Origin of the sequence: Curtobacterium sp. GC_Cur_3, from assembly GCF_026544205.1 — a bacterium.
In the GTDB taxonomy this organism is placed as follows: Bacteria; Actinomycetota; Actinomycetes; order Actinomycetales; family Microbacteriaceae; genus Curtobacterium.
This window is the reverse complement of record NZ_JALNUI010000021.1, coordinates 59,571-78,896: the sequence shown is the minus strand read 5'-3', so window position 1 is coordinate 78,896 and position 19,326 is coordinate 59,571. Positions and strand designations below refer to the sequence as shown.

Genomic DNA, 19,326 nt, shown 5'->3' with positions numbered 1-19,326 from the left:
ACGACGCGGCGGACAGGCGGCGCGCCACCCGTCCCGCGCACGGTACGCCCGGTGCGCGGTCGGCCGCGCGGTGCGCGGTTGCGCACTCCGTGCGCCGCCACCGCGCCGCACCACGTGCGCGACCTCGCACGACGCGGCGGCAGGCGGCGCGCCTCCCGTCCCGCGCGCGGTGCGCGGTCGGCCGCGCGGTGCGCGGTTGCGCACTCCGTGCGCCGCCACCGCGCCGCACCACGTGCGCGACCTCGCACGACGCGGCGGGCAGCGCGGCGGGTCAGCCCGTATTCTGCAGGCCGGCGGCGATCCCGTTGACCGTGAGCAGAAGCAGCCGGTGGTCGGCGTCGGTCGGGTCGGTGCTCCCCGTCGTGCGGATCGCCCGGAGCGCCCGGAGCTGGAGGTGCGACAGGGCGTCGACGTAGGGGCTGCGGAGCCGCACGGCGCGGGCGAGCACCGGACGGTCCTGCAGGACGTCGGAGCCGCCGGAGACCCGGAGGACCCAGTCGCGGGTGCGGATCATCTCGTCGAGGACGGCGGCGGCCAGGTCGTCGCGGTCGGCGAGGTCGAGGTAGCGGCGGGCGATCTGCTCGTCCGTCTTCGCCAGGGACATCTCGACGTTCTTGATCATCGCGCCGAACAGCGGCCACTCCTGGAACGCGGTGCGGAGCAGGTCGACGTCACCGACGGCCTCGAGCGCGGAGCCGAGGCCGTACCAGCCGGCGAGGTTGATGCGGGCCTGGGTCCAGGAGAACACCCACGGGATGGCGCGGAGGTCCTCGAGCGACTCCACCGACAGGCCGCGGCGGGCCGGACGGGAGCCGAGCGGCAGCAGCCCGATCTCCTCCATCGGCGTGACCCGGGCGAACCACGGCGCGAAGCCCTCGGCCTTGACCAGGCCGTGGAACGCCTCGCGGGAGACGTCGTCGAGGCGCTGTGCGAGGTCGCGGAAGCGGTCGGCGGCGGCCTCGGTGCGGGCCTCGTTCGAGGGCGAGGACGCGAAGAGCGTCGCCGCGGCCATCTGCTCGAGGTGCCGGGCCGCGATGTCCTGGTCGCCGTACTGGGCGAAGATGACCTCGCCCTGCTCGGTGATCTTCAGGCGGCCGTCGATCGACCCGGGCGGCTGCGCGAGGACGGCCTCGTTCGCGGGTCCGCCGCCACGGCCGAGCGAGCCGCCGCGGCCGTGGAACAGCGTCAACTCGATGTCGTTCTCCTGGGCCCAGCGGGCGATGCGGGCCTGGGCGTCGTAGAGCGCCAGGTTCGCCGACACGGGGCCGACGTCCTTCGAGGAGTCGGAGTAGCCGAGCATCACCTCGAGCTTCCGACCGGTCACGGCGAGGCGGCGCTGGAAGGCCTCGGTACGGACGGCCTCGTCGAGGATCTCGACGCTGGCGTGCAGGTCGGCGAAGGTCTCGAACAGCGGGATGACCTCGAGCACCGGTGCGGCCTGGACGGACCCGAGGGCGGCGACCGCCAGCTCGTGCACGTTCGCGAGGTCCGCGGCGGACTGCGTGAAGGAGACGATGTAGCGGTTCGAGGCGCGGACACCGTAGCGGCGCTGCAGGTCGGCGATCGTCCGGAAGACCGCGAGGACCTCTTCCGTGGTCTCGCTGAGCGCACCACCGGCACGGATCTCGGCCAGGGCAGCGCGGTGCACCTGCGAGTGCTGCCGGATCTCGAGCTCGGCGAGGTGGAAGCCGAAGGTCTCGACCTGCCAGATGAGGTTCTGCAGCTCGCCGTAGGCCGGCCGGGCCGCACCGCCGGCGACCAGGGAGGCCTGGATCACGCGGAGGTCGTCGAGGAAGGCCTCGGGACCGGAGTACGCCAGACCCGGCTCGCCGCGGCGGGTGGCGTCGAGGCGTGCCGCGGTGAACAGCAGCGCTCGGCGGTGGGTCTCGTTCGGCGCGCGGATGCCGATGCGCTCGGCGATCTCGACGTCGAGCGACTCCTGCGCGAACACGAGCGCGGTGAGGCCCGGGTCGGCCGGGGTCTCGTCGTGGTCCAGCGTCAGCGTGCTGCCGATGCGGGTGGCGGCGCGGGCCAGGCCGAGCAGGATGTGCTCGGCGGCGATCTCCGCGGCCTGTCGGGTGACGGCGGCCGTGACGTGCGGGTTGCCGTCGCGGTCACCGCCGATCCACGTGCCGAAGCGGACGAAGGCGGGTGCCTGGACGGGCGCGCTGCCGGCGGCGTCGCCGAGGAGCCGGTCGTCGAGCAGACGGTAGACCTGCGGGACGATCTCGAACAGCGTCTGGTCGAACACGCTCATCGCCGTGCGGACCTCGTCGAGCGGGGTCGGCCGGGTGGTCCGGAGCGGGGACGTGCGCAGGAGGGTCGTGATCTCCTCGAGCAGCCGGCGCTCGTTCTCCGCCCGGGCCATCGCGTTCTTCGCGGCGTCCCGCTCGTCGATGAGGTCCGTGATGCGGCGGACGGCCGTGGTGACCGCGCGACGACGGGCCTCGGTCGGGTGGGCGGTCAGGACGGGGTGGAACCGGAGGCCGTCGAGTCGCGCGGCCGCCTGTTCCGGGCCGAGCTCGTCGACGAGGCGCGCGAACGTCGCCGGGAAGGAGTCCCCCGCGACGCCGCCGTCGTCCCCCCGGAGCCGGAGCACGCGCACGCGGTGGTGCTCCTCGGCCAGGTTCGTCAGGTGGAAGTAGGTGGTGAAGGCACGGGCGACCTCCTCGGCACGCTCGGCCGACATCTCGGCCACGACGGCCTCCGCACGCGCGGCGCCGTCGACGTCGGAGCCCTCGTACGCCGTGATCACCGCGGCACGCAGGGACTCCACGTCACGCAGGAGCTCGTCGCCGCCGCTCTCCCGCAGGACACGGCCGAGGAGCTCGCCGAGGTAGCGGACGTCAGCGCGGAGGTCGCTGTCGACCGCGCCGCTGACATCGTCGCGGGCACTGCCGAAGCGTGTCGAACCGTCGATCGCCGTCATGGGGGTCCTTCCGTGTGGCTCGCCCTGGGTACCGGGCCGGGACTGACTCGCCCGGTTCGGGCCCGGACCCCAGCAGCGTATCGGGAGCCGGCCGCGCATGACGACGACCGTCCGGACGGCCTGCCGCGGAGGCTCCGGGGCGGTGAGCGGGTCAGGCGGTCGTCGCGGCGACGGGCGGCGCGAGCGGACCCCGCTGGACGTCGAGCGCGGTGAGCAGCCCGGTGTTCAGCGAGTACGCGAGCTCGACCTCCGCGATGACCCGCTCGCGCTCGTCGTCGTCCCACGGCGCCGAGTCGAGCTGCGCGCGGTAGGTGTCACCGAACGCGGTCGGGTCCGCGACCTGGTCGAAGATGTAGAAGAGGACGCCGTTCGTGTCGAACCCGAACTGCTCGGCGAGCAGCGAGCCGAGCAGGTGACCGCCGGACAGGTCGCCGAGGTAGCGCGTGTAGTGGTGCGCGACGAAGCCGCCGGGCCACGTGGCCGCGACCTCGTTGAGCCGGCGGACGTAGGCGGTGGTGGCGGGGAGCGGGCAGACGAGCTCCGCCCAGTCGGGGCCGACCAGGTACTCCAGGTCCGCTCGGATCGCCGGCATCCGGGTGAGCTGCTGCGTGACGAACGGCGCGGCGACCGGGTGCGCCGCCATGCGTTCGGCGGCCCGCTCGAGGGCGTCGTAGACGAAGGCGTACTGCCCGAGCAGCGCGGCGTAGTCGGCCACGTCGCACCGGCCGTCGACCAGGTCGTGCATGAACCCGGTGCCCGCGGACGTCCCGTGCGAGCGCTGCGTGCGTCGGCGCAACAGCTCGGAGAACGGGGTGACCGTGGTGTCCATGGAGGTAAGGCTAGCCTTACCCTTGGCGACGTCAAGGGTCTTCTCCCAGGAACCCGGCCGCCACCCGAGAGGACCCTCCCCCACGATGAGCTCGAAGAACCGCCCGCAGTCCGTCTTCGTCGTCGAGCGCACCGAGCGCCTCTCGCCGCACATGGTCCGCGTGCACCTCGGAGGCCCCGCGTTCGCCGACTTCATCGCGGGCGCCGCCCCGGAGGCCCTCGCCGCCACCGACACCTACGTCAAGCTCCTGCTCGCGAAGCCCGGGCTCGGCCTGGAACCCCCGTACGACCTCGAGGCCCTCCGCGAGACACTCCCGAAGCAGGACCGTCCGGCCCGCCGCACCTACACCGTCCGTGCCGTCGACCACGTCGCCCGCACCATCGCGATCGACTTCGTCGTGCACGGCGACGACGGGCTCGCCGGACCCTGGGCGGCGTCCGCGCAGCCCGGCGACCGGCTCGCCCTCTCCGGCCCCGGCGGCGGCTACGCGCCGAGCGACGACCCCGCCGTCACGCACGTGCTGCTCGGCGACGACAGCGCCCTGCCCGCCATCGGTGCCGCCCTGGAGGCCATGCACGCCGCCGCCACGGGCGTCGCCCTGGTCGAGGTGGCCGGCCCCGGTGACGAGCAGGCGATCCGGCACCCGGCCGGGGTCGACCTGCGGTGGCTGCACCGGGACGCCACCGGCGCCGTGCCGGGCACGCTCCTGCTCGCAGCGGCCCGGGCGCTGCCCCGTGCCTCCAGTCCGGTGCAGGTGTTCGCGCACGGTGAGCGGGGCGCGGTGAAGGCGATCCGTCGGCTGCTGCAGGACGAGTGGCAGCTGGAGAAGCGGGACCTGTCGCTCTCCGCGTACTGGGCGCTCGGCCGCGCCGAGGACCGGTTCCAGGAGGAGAAGCGCGAGCCGATCGGCGCGATCTTCGACTGACGCGCGGCGGTCGGTCCGGGCCAGCGCGTCCCGGCCGGGAGGCTCGGGTGGCGTCGGACGTGCCCGGTAGCGTGCCGCGCATGGTCCCGTCCTGCTGCGCGCCCGGCTGCACGAGCCCGCCCGCGCCCGGCGCGCCGGTGCCGCTCTGCGCGCTGCACGTCGCCGTCGTCGCGGACCACGCCGCCGAGACGGTCGGTGTCGAGGACCTGCTCCCCGGGCCCTGTCCCGTCTGCGGCTCCCGGCTCGGCGTGCGCTTCGCCGCGGGCTCGGTGTGCGCGGTGTGCGAGTGGCGGTGGGGGGAGGTGCCCGACGGTGACCTGGCTCCCCCGCGGGTCGACGTCGTCTACTACCTGCGGCAGCGCGACCACGTCGGCGACCGGGTGAAGATCGGCACGACGGCGAACCCCCGGCAGCGGCTCGCGCGGATCAGCCACCAGGACCTGTTGGCGTTCGAGCGCGGGGACCGCCGTCTGGAGCGTCGGCGCCACGAGCAGTTCGCCGCGACCCGGTACCCCGGCACCGAGTGGTTCCGCGTGACGCCGGAGCTGCTCGCGCACGTCGACTTCGTCGCCGCGGGGGTGTCCGATCCGTGGGACGTGCACGCGCGGTGGACCAGCGAGGCGCTCGCGCTGCGCGGGTGACGCGGTCCTGTGTCCTGGTGCGGCGTCCCGCGACCGGTCGCGGCGCTGAGATCGCACTTCGTGTCGCCTCCGCACGCGCGGACCCGACACCAACTGCGATCTCACCGCCTGCGGTACCCCCATGGGGTATATGGTGGGGGTCACGACGACGAAGGGACTGACTCGATGAGCGAGCAGCTGACGAGCACCTACGGGATCACCGGCATGACGTGCGGGCACTGTGTGACGAGCGTCGACGAAGAGCTCAGCGCGCTGCCCGGGGTCACCGGCGTCGCGGTGGAGCTCACCGTCGGCGGCGTCTCGACCGCCCGCGTGACCAGCAGCCAGCCCCTGTCGGCCGACGACGTCGCCGCTGCCGTCGAGGAAGCGGGCTACACCCTGGTCGCCGCGTGACCGCCACGACCACCCCCGTCGAGCTCACGATCGAGGGCATGACCTGCGCGTCCTGTGCGAACAGGATCGAGCGGAAGCTCAACAAGCTGCCCGGCGTCTCGGCGAGCGTGAACTACGCGACCGAGCGTGCCACGGTGACCCTGCCGGCCGAGCTCGAGGTCGACGACGCCATCCGCACGGTCGAGGCCGCCGGCTACGGGGCGCACCTGCCCGAGCCGACCCCGGAGGAAGCCGACACGACCGCCCCGCTCCGTCGGCGACTCGTCGTGTCCGCCGTGCTCGCGGCGCCGGTGGTCGCCCTGTCGATGGTCCCCGCGCTGCAGTTCCCCGGGTGGCAATGGGTCGCGCTCGTCCTGGCGCTCCCCGTCGCCGTGTGGGGCGCATGGCCGTTCCACCGCGCCGCCGCCGTGAACGCCCGGCACGGTGCCGCGTCGATGGACACCCTCGTGAGCGTCGGTGTCGCCGCCGCCACGCTGTGGTCCGTGTGGGCGCTGGTGTTCGGCGGTGCCGGCGCGATCGGGATGCGGATGGCGTTCACGTGGCTGCCGCACCCGGGCACCGCTCCGGAGCCGTACCTCGAGGTCGCGGCAGCGGTGACGGTGTTCCTCCTCGCCGGACGATGGTTCGAGGCCCGGGCGAAGGACCGGTCCGGCGCGGCGTTGCAGGCACTCCTGGCACTCGGCGCACCGACCGCCCGCGTGCTCCGCGACGGCATCGAGACCGACGTGCCCACCGCGGCGCTCCGGGTGGGCGACCGCTTCGTGGTGCGACCCGGTGATCGCATCGCCACCGACGGCGTCGTGGTCGACGGCAGCAGTGCCGTGGACACCAGCGTGATGACAGGCGAGGCCGTCCCCGTCGAGGTCGGGCCCGGCGACGCCGTCACCGGTGCGACCGTCAACGCCGGTGGCCGACTCGTGGTCGAGGCCACCCGGGTCGGTCAGGACACCGAACTCGCGCGGATCGGCCGGCTCGTGGTCGCCGCGCAGTCCGGAAAGGCCGACGTGCAGCGCCTGGCCGACCGGGTGTCCGCCGTGTTCGTGCCGGTCGTGCTGGGCCTGGCCGTGCTGACCCTCGTCGGCTGGCTCCTGCTCACCGGGGACGTGCAGGCCGCGTTCACCGCCGCCGTCGCGACCCTGGTCATCGCCTGCCCATGCGCGCTCGGGCTCGCGACGCCGACCGCGCTGCTCGTCGGCACCGGGCGCGGCTCCCAGCTCGGGATCCTGATCCGCGGCCCCCAGGTGCTCGAGGCCACCCGCCGCGTCGACACCGTCGTGCTCGACAAGACCGGCACCGTCACCACGGGCCGGATGACCGTGCACGGTGTGACCGCCCTCGCCGACACCAGCGAGGCCGAGGTCCTCGCGCGTGCTGCCGCCGCGGAGTCCGGGTCGGAACACCCCGTCGCCCGGGCGATCGTCGCCGCACACCCGCACCACTCCGTCGCCGAGTCGTTCCGGTCGAGCGCCGGGCTCGGCGTGCAGGCCGTCGTCGACGGGTCCCTGGTCCTGGTCGGCCGGCCGGCCTGGCTCGCCGAGCAGTGGGCCGTCGGGATCACCGACGAGGTCACGGCCGCCGTCCGGACGGCGGAGCACGCCGGGGCGACCGCGGTCGTCGTGGCGTGGGACGGTGCCGCGCGGGGCGTCATCAGCGTCGCTGACACGGTCGCACTGACCAGCCGCGACGCGGTCCGTCGCATGCACGCGATGGGGCTGCGGACCGTCATGCTCACGGGCGACGCCGCCGTCGTCGCCCGCAGCGTCGCGGCCGAGGTCGGCATCGAGGACGTCGTCGCCGAGGTCCGGCCGGAGGACAAGTACGACGCCGTCGTGCGACTGCAGCAGGAGGGCCGCTCGGTGGCGATGATCGGCGACGGGGTCAACGACGCCGCAGCACTCGCCGCCGCCGACCTCGGCATCGCGATGGGCAGCGGGACGGACGCCGCGATGGAGGCCGCGGACATCACCCTGGTCCGTGCCGACCTCGGCGCGGCCGCCGACGCGATCGCCCTCGCCCGCCGGACCCTCGGCACGATCAAGGGCAACCTGTTCTGGGCCTTCGCCTACAACGTGGCCGCGGTCCCGCTCGCGATGGCCGGCCTGCTGAACCCGATGATCGCCGGTGCCGCGATGGCGCTGTCGTCCGTCTTCGTCGTCACGAACAGCCTGCGCCTGCGGTCGTTCCGCAGCGGAGCGTCAGGCTCGGCGGCCGAACAGGCTCAGCGGGCGTAGGCGTCCACGAACAGGGCCCCGCGCAGGTCGCGGAGCGTGTCGACGAGACGGTCGACCGTCCGGCCGGAGATGCCCGACACCTGCAGGTCGTGGGCGCCGAGTGCCGGGAGCCGACCGGTGCGGATGCGGACGACCTCCCACCCGACGCTCCGCAGGGCGCGGTCCTTCCGCCGGTCGGAGTCCTCGCGCTGGCCCACGTGCTCGAGGCCGTGGCGTCCGGTCGAGTCGTACTCGATCGCCACGCGGAGCTCCGGCAGGATGATGTCCGGCCAGGCCTCGACGTGGTCGTGGAACGGGCGGTCGAGGCGGATCGCGTTCTGGTCGAAGGTGAAGTCGAACCGGGACGACAGCGCGGCGCGGAGCTCGGCCTCCACCGCTGACGCCGTCGCGGGGGCGCAGACGCTGACGAACGCGTCCCCCGAGGGGAGCCTCGGTGTCTTCGGGCAGATCGTGCGCGGCGCCGCGGTCCGGGTCCTCGACGACCGCCTGACGCCGCGACCGGCCCGCGTCGAGGCGACCGCCCCGACGGGCATGCCAGCACCAGCACCAGCACCAAGACCAGCGACACCGGCACCGCCACCGCGGCGTGCGGGGGCTGCCGGCAGCGTCTGTCGGCCCGTTGCCCGGACTGCGCGCTGCGGTGCGGGGACGGCGGTCGGCCAGTCCTCGGGCAGCGTCGGCCAGCGCTGGGGCTTCGCCATCAGGGAGCACTCGGGGCACCACACGGACCGTCGGCGTTCGCGCCCGGGGCGACTGCGCTGCTCGGCCGGCGTCGCGACGAAGACGTGGCCGACGTCACACTCCCAGGTCAGCAGGACCTCGGCAGCCGGTGGGATCTGCGTCAGGACGACGCCGGCGTTCCAGTCCGGGTGGTACTGCCGGATGAGCACGGGGTAGGACGCCCAGGCCTCCCGGAACTCCCCCACGGCGTACGGCATCGGCACACCGCGCGACCACTGTCGGCGGCGCCACCACGCGTCGACGGGTTCCACCACGGCCGTCACGGTAGGACGAGCCACCGACAGAGGAGCCCCGATCGCGCGCGTGACGGATCGGGTCCACGAGAACCGGGGGCAGCCGGCCGGATCCGTCAGCGCGGCGGCGGGACGATGGTGAACCGCTCGGGTCCGGCGGCCGTACCGTCCTCGAGCACCCGGATGCCGGACTCCACGCACGCCGAGACCCCGTCGCGGTGGACACGCTCCGGGCGCGGGCGTCGTGGGACACCGGCGTCGCCGAAGACCGCCCACGCGTTCGGCGCAGCGGCGCTCGTGAACCGCGTGCTGTACCGGACGCCGGCGAACCCGACGGCGTCGAACGCCCGAGCCCAGGCCTGTGGCACGCGGTAGTCGACCATCGTCTGGAGCTCCGCACCGACCCCGTGCCGGACGGCGTCGGGAGCGGTGACGTCGGCGAACCGACGACCGCGGGACGCCCGAGCCGCGACGACGACCATCTCGCGGGCGCGACCGACGAAGACGGTGTTCGTGTGGAGCGTGTGGTGGGCCAGTCGCTCGCGCACCGCGACCTCCACCGAGTCGGCCCAGTAGCAGGTGCCGCGCGGTGCGGCGAGGTCGAACCGACCACCGTCGACGCCGTCCGCGTCCGCCGGGGTGCTCGCGAACCACCAGGCACCGCGGTCGTGGCGCTTCGCCCGGTAGAACGTCGTGCCACGCGACTCAGCCGCCGGGAACCCTGCGAGGTCGGCGTCCGCCGTCGGTGCGAGCTGCGCGACCTCGGTGCGGCGTTCCGTCACGCGTCGGCCAGCCAGGCGCGCTCGGCACGTCGGGCCGCGCGCAGCACCGGGTCGTGCCGTCCGTCGCGGAGCGCCTGGGCAGCGGTGGTGCCGCCGAACGCGTCGGCGACGGTGTTCAGCCAGAGCGCACTGCCCCACGGGTCGATGTGCTCCGGGTCGAGCAGCGCCAGGACCTCGCGGAGGTGCGGCAGCGGCGCTCCGGACGGGCCGAACTGGAACGAGGGGAAGATCCGGCTGCCGTCGCCGATCTTCAGGCCGAGCAGGTCGCCCTTCGCGCTGGCCTTGCTGATCGCCTGTCGCGTCACACCGCGCCAGGCCGCGAGCGAGGACGCGTCGTAGAAGGGGCCGATGAGCTCGTCGGCCTCGTGCTTGACCGACGGCAGCGCCGCGACCATCCGGTCCGCGAGTGCCCCGACGTCGGGCACCGCGGCGAGGGCGTCGTCGTAGCGCCCGCCGCGGAGTCGGTCCTGGATCGCGGACAGCAGCGCTGCCTCTGTCGTGCTGGTCCCTGCGCGTTGTGTCGTCGGCATCGTGTCCGCCCTCCTGCAACCGTGTCAACCGATCCTATGACCGTCGTGTCAACCACGTCAACCGCTCGCCGCCGATGGCATACCCTGGAGGGGTACCGACTCCAGGAGGCGTCATGACCGACCACACGCACGGCTACATCTCGTCGAAGGACGCCTACCTGAAGCGCCTCAAGCGGATCGAGGGCCAGGCGCGGGGGCTGCAGCGCATGGTCGAGGACGAGCAGTACTGCATCGACATCCTCACGCAGGTCTCCGCGATGACGAAGGCCCTGCAGTCGGTCGCCCTCGGCCTCGTCGAGGACCACCTGACGCACTGTGTGGCGGACGCGGTGGCTGACGGCGGCGACCCGAGCGCCAAGGTCAAGGAGGCCTCCGAGGCGATCGCCCGGCTCGTCCGCTCCTGACCCGCGCGGGACAGGACCCAGCCCGGACTCAGCCCAGCGCCTTCCTGACGTAGGCGACGACGGCGTTCGCGTGTCCGTGGCCCATGCCGTGCTCGGACTTCAACCACGAGACGACCTCCATGTGCCGCTCGGTGTCGAGGCGGTCCACGACCAGGTCGATCCACTCCTGGACGGGGCGTCCGTAGGTCTTCTCGATGCTGGGGAAGTAGGACGCGGGGCCCTTGGGCGTGCCGCCGTCAGCCGGAGGCCCGGGCGCGGGCACACGATGCGCTGCCATGCCGTCACCATAGTGATCGTGGCCGTCGCTGGCGAGACCCGCGACGCTCAGCCGCTGGACCGGTCGGCCGGTCGCACAGTCGATGCGGAGGCGACCAGACGACACGGCGACCAGGCGGACGACGGGAGGCTCGTGACGGCGCCGCCACGAGCCTCCAGTGGGTGGGGCTAGCGTCACGAGCGGGGCACCTGCCCCCACCACCATCTCGATGAGGAGCCCCATGAGCGACACCGACGGAGCGCAGTACCGCGCGCTCGAGCCCGACGAGAAGCTGCGCGTCCTGCTCGACGAGGAGCGCGAGCTCGACCACGACGCGTTCGACCACGACGACGCGTGGGCGGTCGGGTCGTGGCTGCGGACGACGGCACTCGAGCGCGGACTCGGCATCGGCATCGCGGTGTCGTTCGGCGAGCAGCGGGTGTTCCACGCCGCGACGCCGGGCTCCGGAGCCGTGAACGACGCCTGGCTCGACCGCAAGTTCCGCGTGGTCCGGCACTTCGCGCACTCGACCCTGGCCGTGCGGACGCAGTATGAGGTCGGCGGGAGCACCTTCGACGAGGCCGCTGCCCTCGACCCGCGGCAGTACCAGGCCGCGGGCGGCGGGTTCCCGGTGCTCGTGCGCGGGATGCTGCTCGGCGCGGTCGGGGTGAGCGGTCTGGAGATGCACGACGACCACGCGCTCGTGGTCGAGGCCCTCCGCGCACACCGCGCCACCGCCTGAGACGCCGGAGCCGGATGGGCCAGGATGAACGCATGGTCAGTGCCGTCCGACTCATCCGCTCCGCCACCCTCAGCTCGGTCGCCGAGTACGCCTACGCGGCGACCGCGCCCGCCGAGGCCCGGCTGGTGTTCCTCGCCGGCTCCTGCCCGCTCGACGCCGAGGGCCGCACGGTCGCCGTGGGTGACCCCGCCGGGCAGGCCGCGGCGTGCGTGGCGAACCTCCGGCAGGCCCTCGCGGACGCCGGCGCGGAACTCACGGACGTGGTGTCGACGCGCGTGCTCGTGGCGTCGTCACGGCAGGCCGACCTGCTGGCCGCGTGGGAGGTCGTCCGCGACGCCTTCGGCGAGCACGACGTGCCGAGCACGCTCATGGGCGTGACCGTCCTCGGCTACGACGACCAGCTCGTGGAGGTCGAGGCGGTCGCCGCCCTCCTTGACTGAACGCGGTGGCTCAGCCACCTGACGGACGGGAGGCTCGGAGCCGGTCCGACTCCGAGCCTCCCGTCCGACAGGCCGACAGTTGTCAGCGGCGGCGGCCGCCGAGGACGACCGCGACGGCTGCGGCGGCTCCGAGCCAGACGAGCGGGCGCGTCACGCGTCGACGCTTCGCGACCCAGCCGCCGTTCGTGGCGTTGCCCGCGTCGGCGGGCTGGTACAGTTTGCCGTCGGTCGGCGCCTGCTTCCCGCGGAGCGCGAAGATCTCGACCATGGGCTTCGTGATCTTGTGGAACAGCCCGGGGAACACGTACTGGAGCGGCACGAGTGACGCCTGGATGCGGCCGACGAACCGGTAGCGCTTCGGGTGCACCGCGGCCTGCACGACGGCCTTCCCGGCACGCTCGACGGACACCGTCGGCGGCAGCGGGTGCGAGTTCTTGCCGGTGTAGTTGGCGCCGTTCTGGTAGATCGGGGTGTCGATCGTCGAGGGCATCAGCGTGGTGAACTCGATGCCGGTGCCGGCGTACTCGTCGCCGAGCACGTCGACCAGGCCGAGCGCCGCGTGCTTGCTCGTGACGTACGCCGACTGGTACGGCGCCGAGAGCAGGGACTGGATGCTGCCGACGAGCACGTAGGTGCCCCGGCCGCGCTGCTTCCAGTGCGGGAGCAGGTACTTGACGGCGTTGAGGTGCCCGTAGAGGTTCGTGTCGACGACGCGCTTGAAGGCCTCGGTCGGGGTCTGCTCGAACAGGCCGTAGACGAAGAGCGCGGCGTTGCCGACGAAGACGTCGATCTTGCCGTAGCGGCTGGTGACCGTCGCGACGAGGTCCTTGACCTGGTGCTCGTCGGCGACGTCGGTCGGGATGGCGATCGCCTCGGCGCCGAGCTTCCGGCACTCGGCGGCGGCGGCCTCGAGGCTGTCGTGGCTGCGTGCGGCGAGCACGAGCGTCGCACCGCGTCGGGCGAACTCGTGCGCGGCGGCACGGCCGATCCCGCTCGATGCTCCGGTGATGACGACGACCTGTCCGCGGAACCGTTTTCCCATGCGTCCTCGATACGCGCATCCGGCTGACCGTCCTCCCGAGGTCGTGGGACGATGGCGCCATGGCAGGTCGGAACGGCACCAGCGACGGGCTCTCCCTGGAGGAGGCCACCGCGATCGCGGAGCACGCCCGCGAGGGCCGACTCGACCTCGACGACCCCGAGATCCGCCACCTGGTCGGTGAGGCGAACCGGATGCTCGTCCGCACGCAGATGTGGGGCGAGACACCGCCCACGCCGCGCCGCCGGTGGAAGCGTCGGGGCCTCGCGATCGGCGCCGCGGCGATCGTCGCGATCTGGGTGATCGGGCTGCTCGGACCGCTGCTGCTGCACGTCGCCGCCGGGGACTGACCGGCAGGCACACGACGGGTAGCCCCGCCGTCTCACTTCTCGGGGTCGTGGCCCCAGTTCATCAGCGACCAGCGCCACGGGGTGTCGTGCACGTCGCCGGAGGGGCGCTGCTTCTCGTGCCGCGCGACGTACCCCACGACCTTCCGCATGTGGGCGTGGTGGGCGTCGGTGTACTCCCCCTGCTTCTTCTCGAGGATGCGCACGATGTGCCGTCCGCTCTCGTGCCCGGTCGACTCGGTGCTGCCGCCGGTCTTCTGCCCGACGCTCTTGGACTCGTCGGTGTCCAGCCAGTGCCGGAGCTCCGACGCCGTCATGTTCACCGCGTCGGCGAAGTCGTCCCTGGTCTGCTGCTCGTCGTCGCTCATCGGCCCAGGATCGTCCGGGACGCTGGACGCCCTCGGAGTCCGGTTCCCGCGCGGACCCGAGTCGACGCCAAGCCCGCGGCGCGTTGGCTGGTCGGCGAACGACGACCGTCGACGGAAGGAAGAGGACATGCGCGCAGTGGTGTGGCACGGCATCGGGGACATCCGGTTGGACGAGGTGCCCGAACCGACGATCCAGGACCCGCACGACGCGATCGTGCGGGTGACGAAGAGCGCGATCTGCGGCACCGACCTGCACTTCGTCCGCGGCACGATGGCGCCGATGCAGGAGGGCACGATCCTCGGGCACGAGGCCGTCGGCGTCGTGACCGAGGTCGGAGACGCCGTCCGCGGCTTCAGCCCTGGCGACCGGGTCGTCATCAACTCGACGATCTCCTGCGGCGCGTGCCGGTACTGCCGCATGGGCCAGACGGCGCAGTGCGACGTCGCGAACCCGAACGGTCCCCAGGCGGGCACGAGCTTCTTCGGCGGCCCCGAGTCCACGGGCCCGGTCAACGGCCTGCAGGCGGAGGTCGTCCGTGTGCCGTGGGCGCAGAACACCATGCACCCGCTGCCGGACAACGTCAGCGACGAGCAGGCCATCCTGCTCTCCGACATCTTCCCCACCGGCTGGTTCGGTGCCGAGCTCGCCGGGGTGACGCGCGGTGACGTCGTCGTGGTCTTCGGCGCGGGCATCGTCGGCCAGTTCGCCGCCGCGTCCGCGTTCAAGCAGGGCGCCGGTCGCGTGATCGTCGTCGACGGTGAGGAGACCCGCCTCGCCGCGGCCCTCGCCCAGAACTGCGAGGTCGTCGACTACAACCGCGAGGACCCGGTGCAGGCGGTCATGGACCTCACGAACGGCATCGGCGCCGACGCCGTGATCGACGCCGTCGGGGTCGACGCCGAACGTCCGAAGCGCGGCCCGGCAGCCGTGTCCGACGAGCAGGCCGCCGCGTTCGACGCCGAGGTCCGCCAGGTCGCACCGGACGGCCGACCCGAGGGCTTCGGCGACGCCCAGCAGTGGAAGCCCGGCGACGGCCCGTCCCAGGTCGCCCGGTGGGCCGTCGAGGTCGTCGCGAAGTACGGCCGCATCGGCATCATCGGCGTGTACGGCCCCACCGCCGAGCAGTACCCGATCGGCCAGGCCATGAACAAGAACCTCACCATCCGGATGGGCAACTGCGACCACCACTCGGTCACGCCGCCGCTCATCGACATGGTCGCCGCCGGGCAGTTCGACCCGACCGCCCTGATCACCGAGCACGAGTCCTTCGGCTCGGCCATCGACGCCTACGCGGCCTTTGACCGGCGCGAGCCCGGCTGGGTCAAGGTCGAACTGGAGGCCAACTGACATGCCCACCGACCAGTACGAGTTCAGCGACCCGCGCTCCCGCTACCCGAACGTGTCACCGGAGCCGCAGACGCAGGCCGAGCCGGGCCTCCAGTCCCGGATGACGCCCGTGCCGGACCTCGGCGAGGACAGCTACCGCGGCACCGGACGGCTCGCCGGCCGGAAGGCGCTCATCACCGGCGCCGACTCCGGCATCGGCGCGGCCGTGGCGATCGCCTACGCCCGTGAGGGCGCTGACGTCGCCCTCGCGTACCTGCCCGACGAGCAGGAGGACGCCGACCACGTCATCGAGCAGGTCCGCGCCGCCGGCCGCACCGCCGTCGCCATCCCCGGCGACCTGCGGGACCGGTCCTACGCCGGCCGACTCGTGGAGGAGGCCGTGGCCGGGCTCGGTGGGCTCGACGCCCTGGTCAGCGTGGCCGGCAAGCAGCGCTGGCAGCCCGACCTGCTCGACATCACCGACGAGCAGTTCGAGGAGACCTTCGACGTCAACGTGTTCGCGCTGTTCCGGCTCGTCAAGGCGGCGGTGCCGCACCTGCAGCCCGGGTCGACGATCATCACGACCGCGTCGATGGAGGCCTACCAGCCCGCCCCGGACCGGCTCGACTACGCGGCGACGAAGGGGGCGATCAACAACTTCTCGAAGGGGTTGTCGCAGCTGCTCGTCGAGCGTGGGATCCGCGTGAACATCGTCGCGCCCGGCCCCACCTGGTCCGTGCTCCAGGTGACCGGCGGCGTCGACCCGGAGTCCCTGCCCGAGTTCGGCAGCAGCGAGTCGCCGATGGGCCGCGCCGGACAGCCAGCGGAGCTGGCACCGGCGTACGTCTTCCTGGCGTCGCAGGAGTCGAGCTTCGTCGCGGGCGAGACGCTCAACGTCAACGGGGGCATGGTCACCCCCTGACCCGAGGTCAGCGGCGGTCGCGCTGCTCGAGCCGCGCGGTGTACACGAGGAACGTCGTGTGCCCGAGCAGCGCGATCCCGAAGAAGACGAGGGCGACCGCGTAGACCCGGTCCAGCGTGTGGTCACCGGTCACCAGCAGCACGATCAGCGTGACGACGGCGGCCGACAGCACGCCGACCTGGACCATCGACCACGTCTTCCGCCACCGGGGCTGCTGCTCCTGAGGGTTCACGGTCACCATCCTGCCCCATGGCGGACGGGAGGCTCGGTGCGGGCCGGCACCGGGCCTCCCGTCCGGCGGGTGGCCGCGACCAGGGCGAGCGCGGTCACCACCGCGGCGCCCATCAGGGTCGCGCCGTAGCCGGCCGCGTCGACGGCGGAGCCCGCGACGGCGGCGCCGACCGCCTGTCCGAGCACGAGCACGACGAAGAGCATCGAGGCGCCGGCCGGGGCGCGCTCAGGGTCGATCGTGGCCGTCCAGGTGAGCAGGGCGCCCGTCGCGGCCGTGTAGCCCCAGCCGAAGACCACGCATGCGACGAGCGCGACCGCGACACGTCCGGGGGCGAGACCGAGGGCGAGCGTGCCGAGGGCCACCGCCGTCACCGTGACCACCCACGTCCTGCGGAGCCCCAGGTCGGCCAGGCGTCGGGCGGTCAGCACGACGGCCGCTCCCCCGATGCCGATCGCGATCCACGCCACGATCGAGGTGGTCCGGTCCGCGCCGGCGGCGACGAGGGCAGCGCGGCCCGCGTTCCAGACGGCGGCGGAGCCGGCACCGAGCAGTCCTGCGGCGACGAGCGGGGTGGTGTGGCGGCGGAACCAGGAGCGGGTGGGCCGGGGGGATGGCGTGTCGGTGTCGGTGTCGGTGCCGGTGTCTGTGCCCGTGCCGGTGCCCGTTGCGTGCTTGGTGTCGAGCAGCAGGACGGCTGCGCCGGCGAGGACCGCGCAGCCCGCTGCGACGAGCCACGCCGTGCGCCAGTCCGGCAGCACCACCAGGGCGACGAGCCCGGCGGCCACCAGCCCCGGCCCGGTGCCGGAGTTCACGATCGTCTGCGCGCGCGAGACACCCGCGGGCCGGACGTTCCGCGTCACCACCTCGACGAGCGCCGGTGAGGCGAGCCCCGCACCGGCGCTGCCGAGCACCGCCGCCGCACCGAACACCCCTGCGCCCGGAGCGAGCGCCATCCCGACGGAGCCGACCGCGGCGGTGAGCGCCGCCGCGACGACGAGCACACGCGGATGCCGTCCCGCCTGGACGAACCCGACGATCGCGCCGACGCAGTACAGGAGCGACGCCCCGGACGCGATCCCGCCGGCGGCGCTGGCGCTCAGCCCGAGGTCCGCCTGCACGTCGGGCAGCACCAGGCCGTACGCCAGGCGGACGAGCCCGTACGTCACGGCGATCAGTGCGGTCCCGGCGACGACGAGCGCGGTTGGGTACGGCCCATTCGAAAACGATCGTTTCACTTTTCGGAGTCTAGGGTGCTGGCATGGCGATGCGTGCAGGAACCGAGCGGAAGCTGCTCGACGCCGCCGAGGAGCTCTTCTTCGCCCGCGGGATCGCGGCGACCTCGGTGGACGCCGTGCTCGAGCGCGCCGGGGTGTCGTCGGCGACGCTCTACCGCGGGTGGCCGAGCAAGGAGGCCCTCGTGGCCGCGACGCTCACCCGGCGGCAGCAGGACTGGGAGGACACCTGGACACGCGCGGCCGAGGCCGCGGCGACTCCGCGCGACCGGGTGCTCGCCGTGTTCGACGCGCTGGACGCCTTCCGGACGCGGTCGGACGCCTCCCGCTGGTGTGCCTTCCTCGGGACGGCGTCCGAGTACGCGGACGCACCTGCTGAGATCCGTGCCGTGCTCGACGTCGAGTCGGACGTGCTCCGGTCACGGCTGACGTCCCTGGCCGAGGACGTCGTCGGTGCCGCTGACGCGCCGACGGTCGGCGAACAGCTCGCACTCGTGGTGTCCGGCTCGCTCGCGATGCGCCTGCGCGACCCCGGGTACGACACGACCGTCGCGCGCGCGGTGGCCGGCACGGTGTTGGACGCAGCGAGCCGCTGAGGGGCCGTCGGCCTGACGGGCGGTCGGTCGTTCGGGGTCAGCTGACGGCCGCGCGGCCGTTCGGCCGTTCGGCCGTGCGCGGTCAGGGGTGGCGCGTGCCCTCGCCCGCGAGCACCGCGCGGTACCCCTCGCGGTACGTCGGGTACGCGAACGTGAACCCGGTCGAGCGGAGCAGCGCGTTCGACAGCCGCTTCTCGCCGCCACCAGCACGCCGGTCCGCGTCACCCTCGGTCCGGACCGGGGGCTCCGGCATCCCGAGCTCCGTCGCGAGGAACCGCAGCACGGCGTCCAGCCGCACGGGCTCGTCGTCGGTGCCGAGCACCACGGGCGGCACGGTGTCGAGTCCGGCGAGGTGCACGAGCGCCGCGGCGGCGTCGTCCCGGTGGATGCGGTTCGTCAGCATCGACCCGTCGGGGGTCGGCGCCAGGCGGGCTGCGCCGCTCCGGACCTGGTCGACCAGCCGCTCGCGACCGGGGCCGTAGATGCCCGAGAGGCGCACGAGCACGGCCTCGGGGACACGTTCGCGGAGCAGCGCCTCGGCCTCGAGGAGCACGTCCGACGTGGGCGTGCCGCCGCGTGCCGGGGTGTCCTCGGTCACGGTCGCGCCGTCCTCGACGTCGTACACGGCGGTCGACGACACCACGAGGACACGTGGCGTGACGTCGGCCGCGGCGATGCCGTCCAGCACGTTCCGCAGCCCGTCGACGTAGGTCGCGCGGTACTCCTCGACTTGCCGGCTGCCCGCGGCGAGCGCCACGACGACGACCTCGGCGTCCTGGTCGATCGTCGGCACGTCCTGCCGCAGGTCCACGGACCGCCCCTCGATGGGGTCCGGGACGAGCTCGGCGCGGCGGCGGAGTCCGACGACGCGGTGGCCGGTCGCTGCGAAGCGCAGCCCTGCTTCGATGCCGAGGTCGCCGCACCCGGCGATGATCACACTCACCCGGACGACACTACGGGTGCGTTCCCACCGACGACGCTCGTTCCTTCCCATCACGCCCGCGCCGGGAGGTCGAATCGTGCGTCGGGGGTCGGAAGTCGTGACCGTCCACGCGCGATCCGACTCGCCACGTGCGATTCGACTCGCCACGCGCGATCCCACTCGCCGCTCCGGTGCCCGAACGGGGCGCGGCGGGACCTCGGGGCGTCGCCGTATGATCCAGAGGAACCCCTCGTCAACGGAGACG

22 protein-coding genes are annotated in these 19,326 nt (G+C 73.4%); 11 read left to right on the top strand and 11 right to left on the bottom strand.

Annotated elements, in window-relative coordinates; all coding sequences use genetic code 11:
• Nucleotides 1–271 precede the first annotated feature (271 nt).
• Entirely contained in the window at nt 272–2,929 is a 2,658-nt protein-coding gene (locus OXR63_RS12510) for a phosphoenolpyruvate carboxylase (protein WP_267423695.1), read from the bottom strand.
• A gap of 151 nt (nt 2,930–3,080) precedes the next feature.
• Nucleotides 3,081–3,758: a biliverdin-producing heme oxygenase gene (locus OXR63_RS12505; RefSeq protein WP_267423693.1), complete on the bottom strand. Its 678-nt coding sequence runs from the start codon at nt 3,756–3,758 to the stop codon at nt 3,081–3,083.
• A gap of 85 nt (nt 3,759–3,843) precedes the next feature.
• Between OXR63_RS12505 and OXR63_RS12500 the strand changes: the two genes are divergently transcribed.
• The 4 genes from OXR63_RS12500 to OXR63_RS12485 all read left to right on the top strand — a co-directional run bounded on the left by OXR63_RS12500 (nt 3,844) and on the right by OXR63_RS12485 (nt 7,948).
• Complete coding sequence (locus OXR63_RS12500; protein WP_267423691.1) at nt 3,844–4,683, top strand: siderophore-interacting protein; 840 nt, start codon at nt 3,844–3,846, stop codon at nt 4,681–4,683.
• Between the two features lie 80 nt (nt 4,684–4,763).
• Complete coding sequence (locus OXR63_RS12495) at nt 4,764–5,324, top strand: GIY-YIG nuclease family protein (RefSeq protein ID WP_267423689.1); 561 nt, start codon at nt 4,764–4,766, stop codon at nt 5,322–5,324.
• A gap of 165 nt (nt 5,325–5,489) precedes the next feature.
• Entirely contained in the window at nt 5,490–5,717 is a 228-nt protein-coding gene (locus OXR63_RS12490; protein WP_267423688.1) for a heavy-metal-associated domain-containing protein, read from the top strand.
• A complete protein-coding gene (locus OXR63_RS12485; RefSeq protein ID WP_267423686.1) occupies nt 5,714–7,948 on the top strand; it encodes a heavy metal translocating P-type ATPase in 2,235 nt (744 codons plus the stop codon). Before OXR63_RS12490 ends, OXR63_RS12485 begins: the two co-directional genes overlap by 4 nt.
• Here OXR63_RS12485 and OXR63_RS12480 read toward each other — a convergent pair.
• The 3 genes from OXR63_RS12480 to OXR63_RS12470 all read right to left on the bottom strand — a co-directional run bounded on the left by OXR63_RS12480 (nt 7,936) and on the right by OXR63_RS12470 (nt 10,234).
• Nucleotides 7,936–8,943 carry a hypothetical protein gene (locus OXR63_RS12480; protein WP_267423684.1) on the bottom strand — a complete coding sequence of 336 codons (1,008 nt, stop codon included), beginning with the start codon at nt 8,941–8,943 and terminating at the stop codon, nt 7,936–7,938. The genes OXR63_RS12485 and OXR63_RS12480 overlap by 13 nt on opposite strands.
• Before the next feature lie 95 nt (nt 8,944–9,038).
• Nucleotides 9,039–9,704 carry an RES family NAD+ phosphorylase gene (locus OXR63_RS12475; protein WP_267423682.1) on the bottom strand — a complete coding sequence of 222 codons (666 nt, stop codon included), beginning with the start codon at nt 9,702–9,704 and terminating at the stop codon, nt 9,039–9,041.
• Complete coding sequence (locus OXR63_RS12470) at nt 9,701–10,234, bottom strand: hypothetical protein (protein ID WP_267423680.1); 534 nt, start codon at nt 10,232–10,234, stop codon at nt 9,701–9,703. Before OXR63_RS12470 ends, OXR63_RS12475 begins: the two co-directional genes overlap by 4 nt.
• 113 nt (nt 10,235–10,347) lie before the next feature.
• Between OXR63_RS12470 and OXR63_RS12465 the strand changes: the two genes are divergently transcribed.
• The gene (locus tag OXR63_RS12465) at nt 10,348–10,638 is read left to right on the top strand and encodes a metal-sensitive transcriptional regulator (protein ID WP_071275827.1); all 291 of its coding nucleotides are present in this window, start codon (nt 10,348–10,350) and stop codon (nt 10,636–10,638) included.
• Nucleotides 10,639–10,666: 28 nt separating this feature from the next.
• Here the strand turns inward: OXR63_RS12465 and OXR63_RS12460 are convergent, their stop codons facing one another.
• The gene (locus tag OXR63_RS12460; protein WP_267423677.1) at nt 10,667–10,915 is read right to left on the bottom strand and encodes a DUF4287 domain-containing protein; all 249 of its coding nucleotides are present in this window, start codon (nt 10,913–10,915) and stop codon (nt 10,667–10,669) included.
• A 220-nt stretch (nt 10,916–11,135) separates the two neighbouring features.
• On the opposite strand from OXR63_RS12460, the gene OXR63_RS12455 reads away from it, so the two are divergent.
• Both OXR63_RS12455 and OXR63_RS12450 read left to right on the top strand, forming a co-directional pair.
• The gene (locus tag OXR63_RS12455) at nt 11,136–11,636 is read left to right on the top strand and encodes a heme-degrading domain-containing protein (RefSeq protein WP_267423676.1); all 501 of its coding nucleotides are present in this window, start codon (nt 11,136–11,138) and stop codon (nt 11,634–11,636) included.
• A 32-nt stretch (nt 11,637–11,668) separates the two neighbouring features.
• Complete coding sequence (locus OXR63_RS12450) at nt 11,669–12,076, top strand: RidA family protein (RefSeq protein WP_267423674.1); 408 nt, start codon at nt 11,669–11,671, stop codon at nt 12,074–12,076.
• An 82-nt stretch (nt 12,077–12,158) separates the two neighbouring features.
• Here the strand turns inward: OXR63_RS12450 and OXR63_RS12445 are convergent, their stop codons facing one another.
• Complete coding sequence (locus OXR63_RS12445; protein ID WP_267423672.1) at nt 12,159–13,118, bottom strand: SDR family NAD(P)-dependent oxidoreductase; 960 nt, start codon at nt 13,116–13,118, stop codon at nt 12,159–12,161.
• Between the two features lie 59 nt (nt 13,119–13,177).
• Here OXR63_RS12445 and OXR63_RS12440 point away from each other — a divergent pair, with 59 nt between their 5' ends.
• Complete coding sequence (locus tag OXR63_RS12440; RefSeq protein WP_194661093.1) at nt 13,178–13,465, top strand: hypothetical protein; 288 nt, start codon at nt 13,178–13,180, stop codon at nt 13,463–13,465.
• Nucleotides 13,466–13,497: 32 nt separating this feature from the next.
• Here the strand turns inward: OXR63_RS12440 and OXR63_RS12435 are convergent, their stop codons facing one another.
• Entirely contained in the window at nt 13,498–13,830 is a 333-nt protein-coding gene (locus tag OXR63_RS12435) for a DUF3140 domain-containing protein (RefSeq protein ID WP_267423670.1), read from the bottom strand.
• A 127-nt stretch (nt 13,831–13,957) separates the two neighbouring features.
• On the opposite strand from OXR63_RS12435, the gene OXR63_RS12430 reads away from it, so the two are divergent.
• On the top strand, nt 13,958–15,178 hold the full coding sequence (locus OXR63_RS12430; RefSeq protein ID WP_267423669.1) for a zinc-dependent alcohol dehydrogenase: 1,221 nt from the start codon (nt 13,958–13,960) through the stop codon (nt 15,176–15,178).
• A 1-nt stretch (nt 15,179) separates the two neighbouring features.
• A complete protein-coding gene (locus OXR63_RS12425; protein WP_267423668.1) occupies nt 15,180–16,079 on the top strand; it encodes an SDR family oxidoreductase in 900 nt (299 codons plus the stop codon).
• A 7-nt stretch (nt 16,080–16,086) separates the two neighbouring features.
• On the opposite strand, the gene OXR63_RS12420 is transcribed toward OXR63_RS12425, so the two are convergent.
• Together OXR63_RS12420 and OXR63_RS12415 are read right to left on the bottom strand one after the other, a co-directional pair.
• Nucleotides 16,087–16,311: a hypothetical protein gene (locus OXR63_RS12420; RefSeq protein ID WP_267423667.1), complete on the bottom strand. Its 225-nt coding sequence runs from the start codon at nt 16,309–16,311 to the stop codon at nt 16,087–16,089.
• A gap of 2 nt (nt 16,312–16,313) precedes the next feature.
• Nucleotides 16,314–17,546 carry an MFS transporter gene (locus tag OXR63_RS12415; RefSeq protein WP_267423666.1) on the bottom strand — a complete coding sequence of 411 codons (1,233 nt, stop codon included), beginning with the start codon at nt 17,544–17,546 and terminating at the stop codon, nt 16,314–16,316.
• Between the two features lie 23 nt (nt 17,547–17,569).
• Between OXR63_RS12415 and OXR63_RS12410 the strand changes: the two genes are divergently transcribed.
• Nucleotides 17,570–18,139, top strand: a complete 570-nt coding sequence (locus OXR63_RS12410) for a TetR/AcrR family transcriptional regulator (RefSeq protein ID WP_267423664.1) — start codon at nt 17,570–17,572, stop codon at nt 18,137–18,139.
• A gap of 82 nt (nt 18,140–18,221) precedes the next feature.
• On the opposite strand, the gene OXR63_RS12405 is transcribed toward OXR63_RS12410, so the two are convergent.
• Nucleotides 18,222–19,082 (bottom strand): NAD-dependent epimerase/dehydratase family protein, encoded by an 861-nt coding sequence (locus OXR63_RS12405; protein ID WP_267423662.1) that lies wholly within the window; start codon nt 19,080–19,082, stop codon nt 18,222–18,224.
• Between the last annotated feature and the right edge of the window lie 244 nt (nt 19,083–19,326).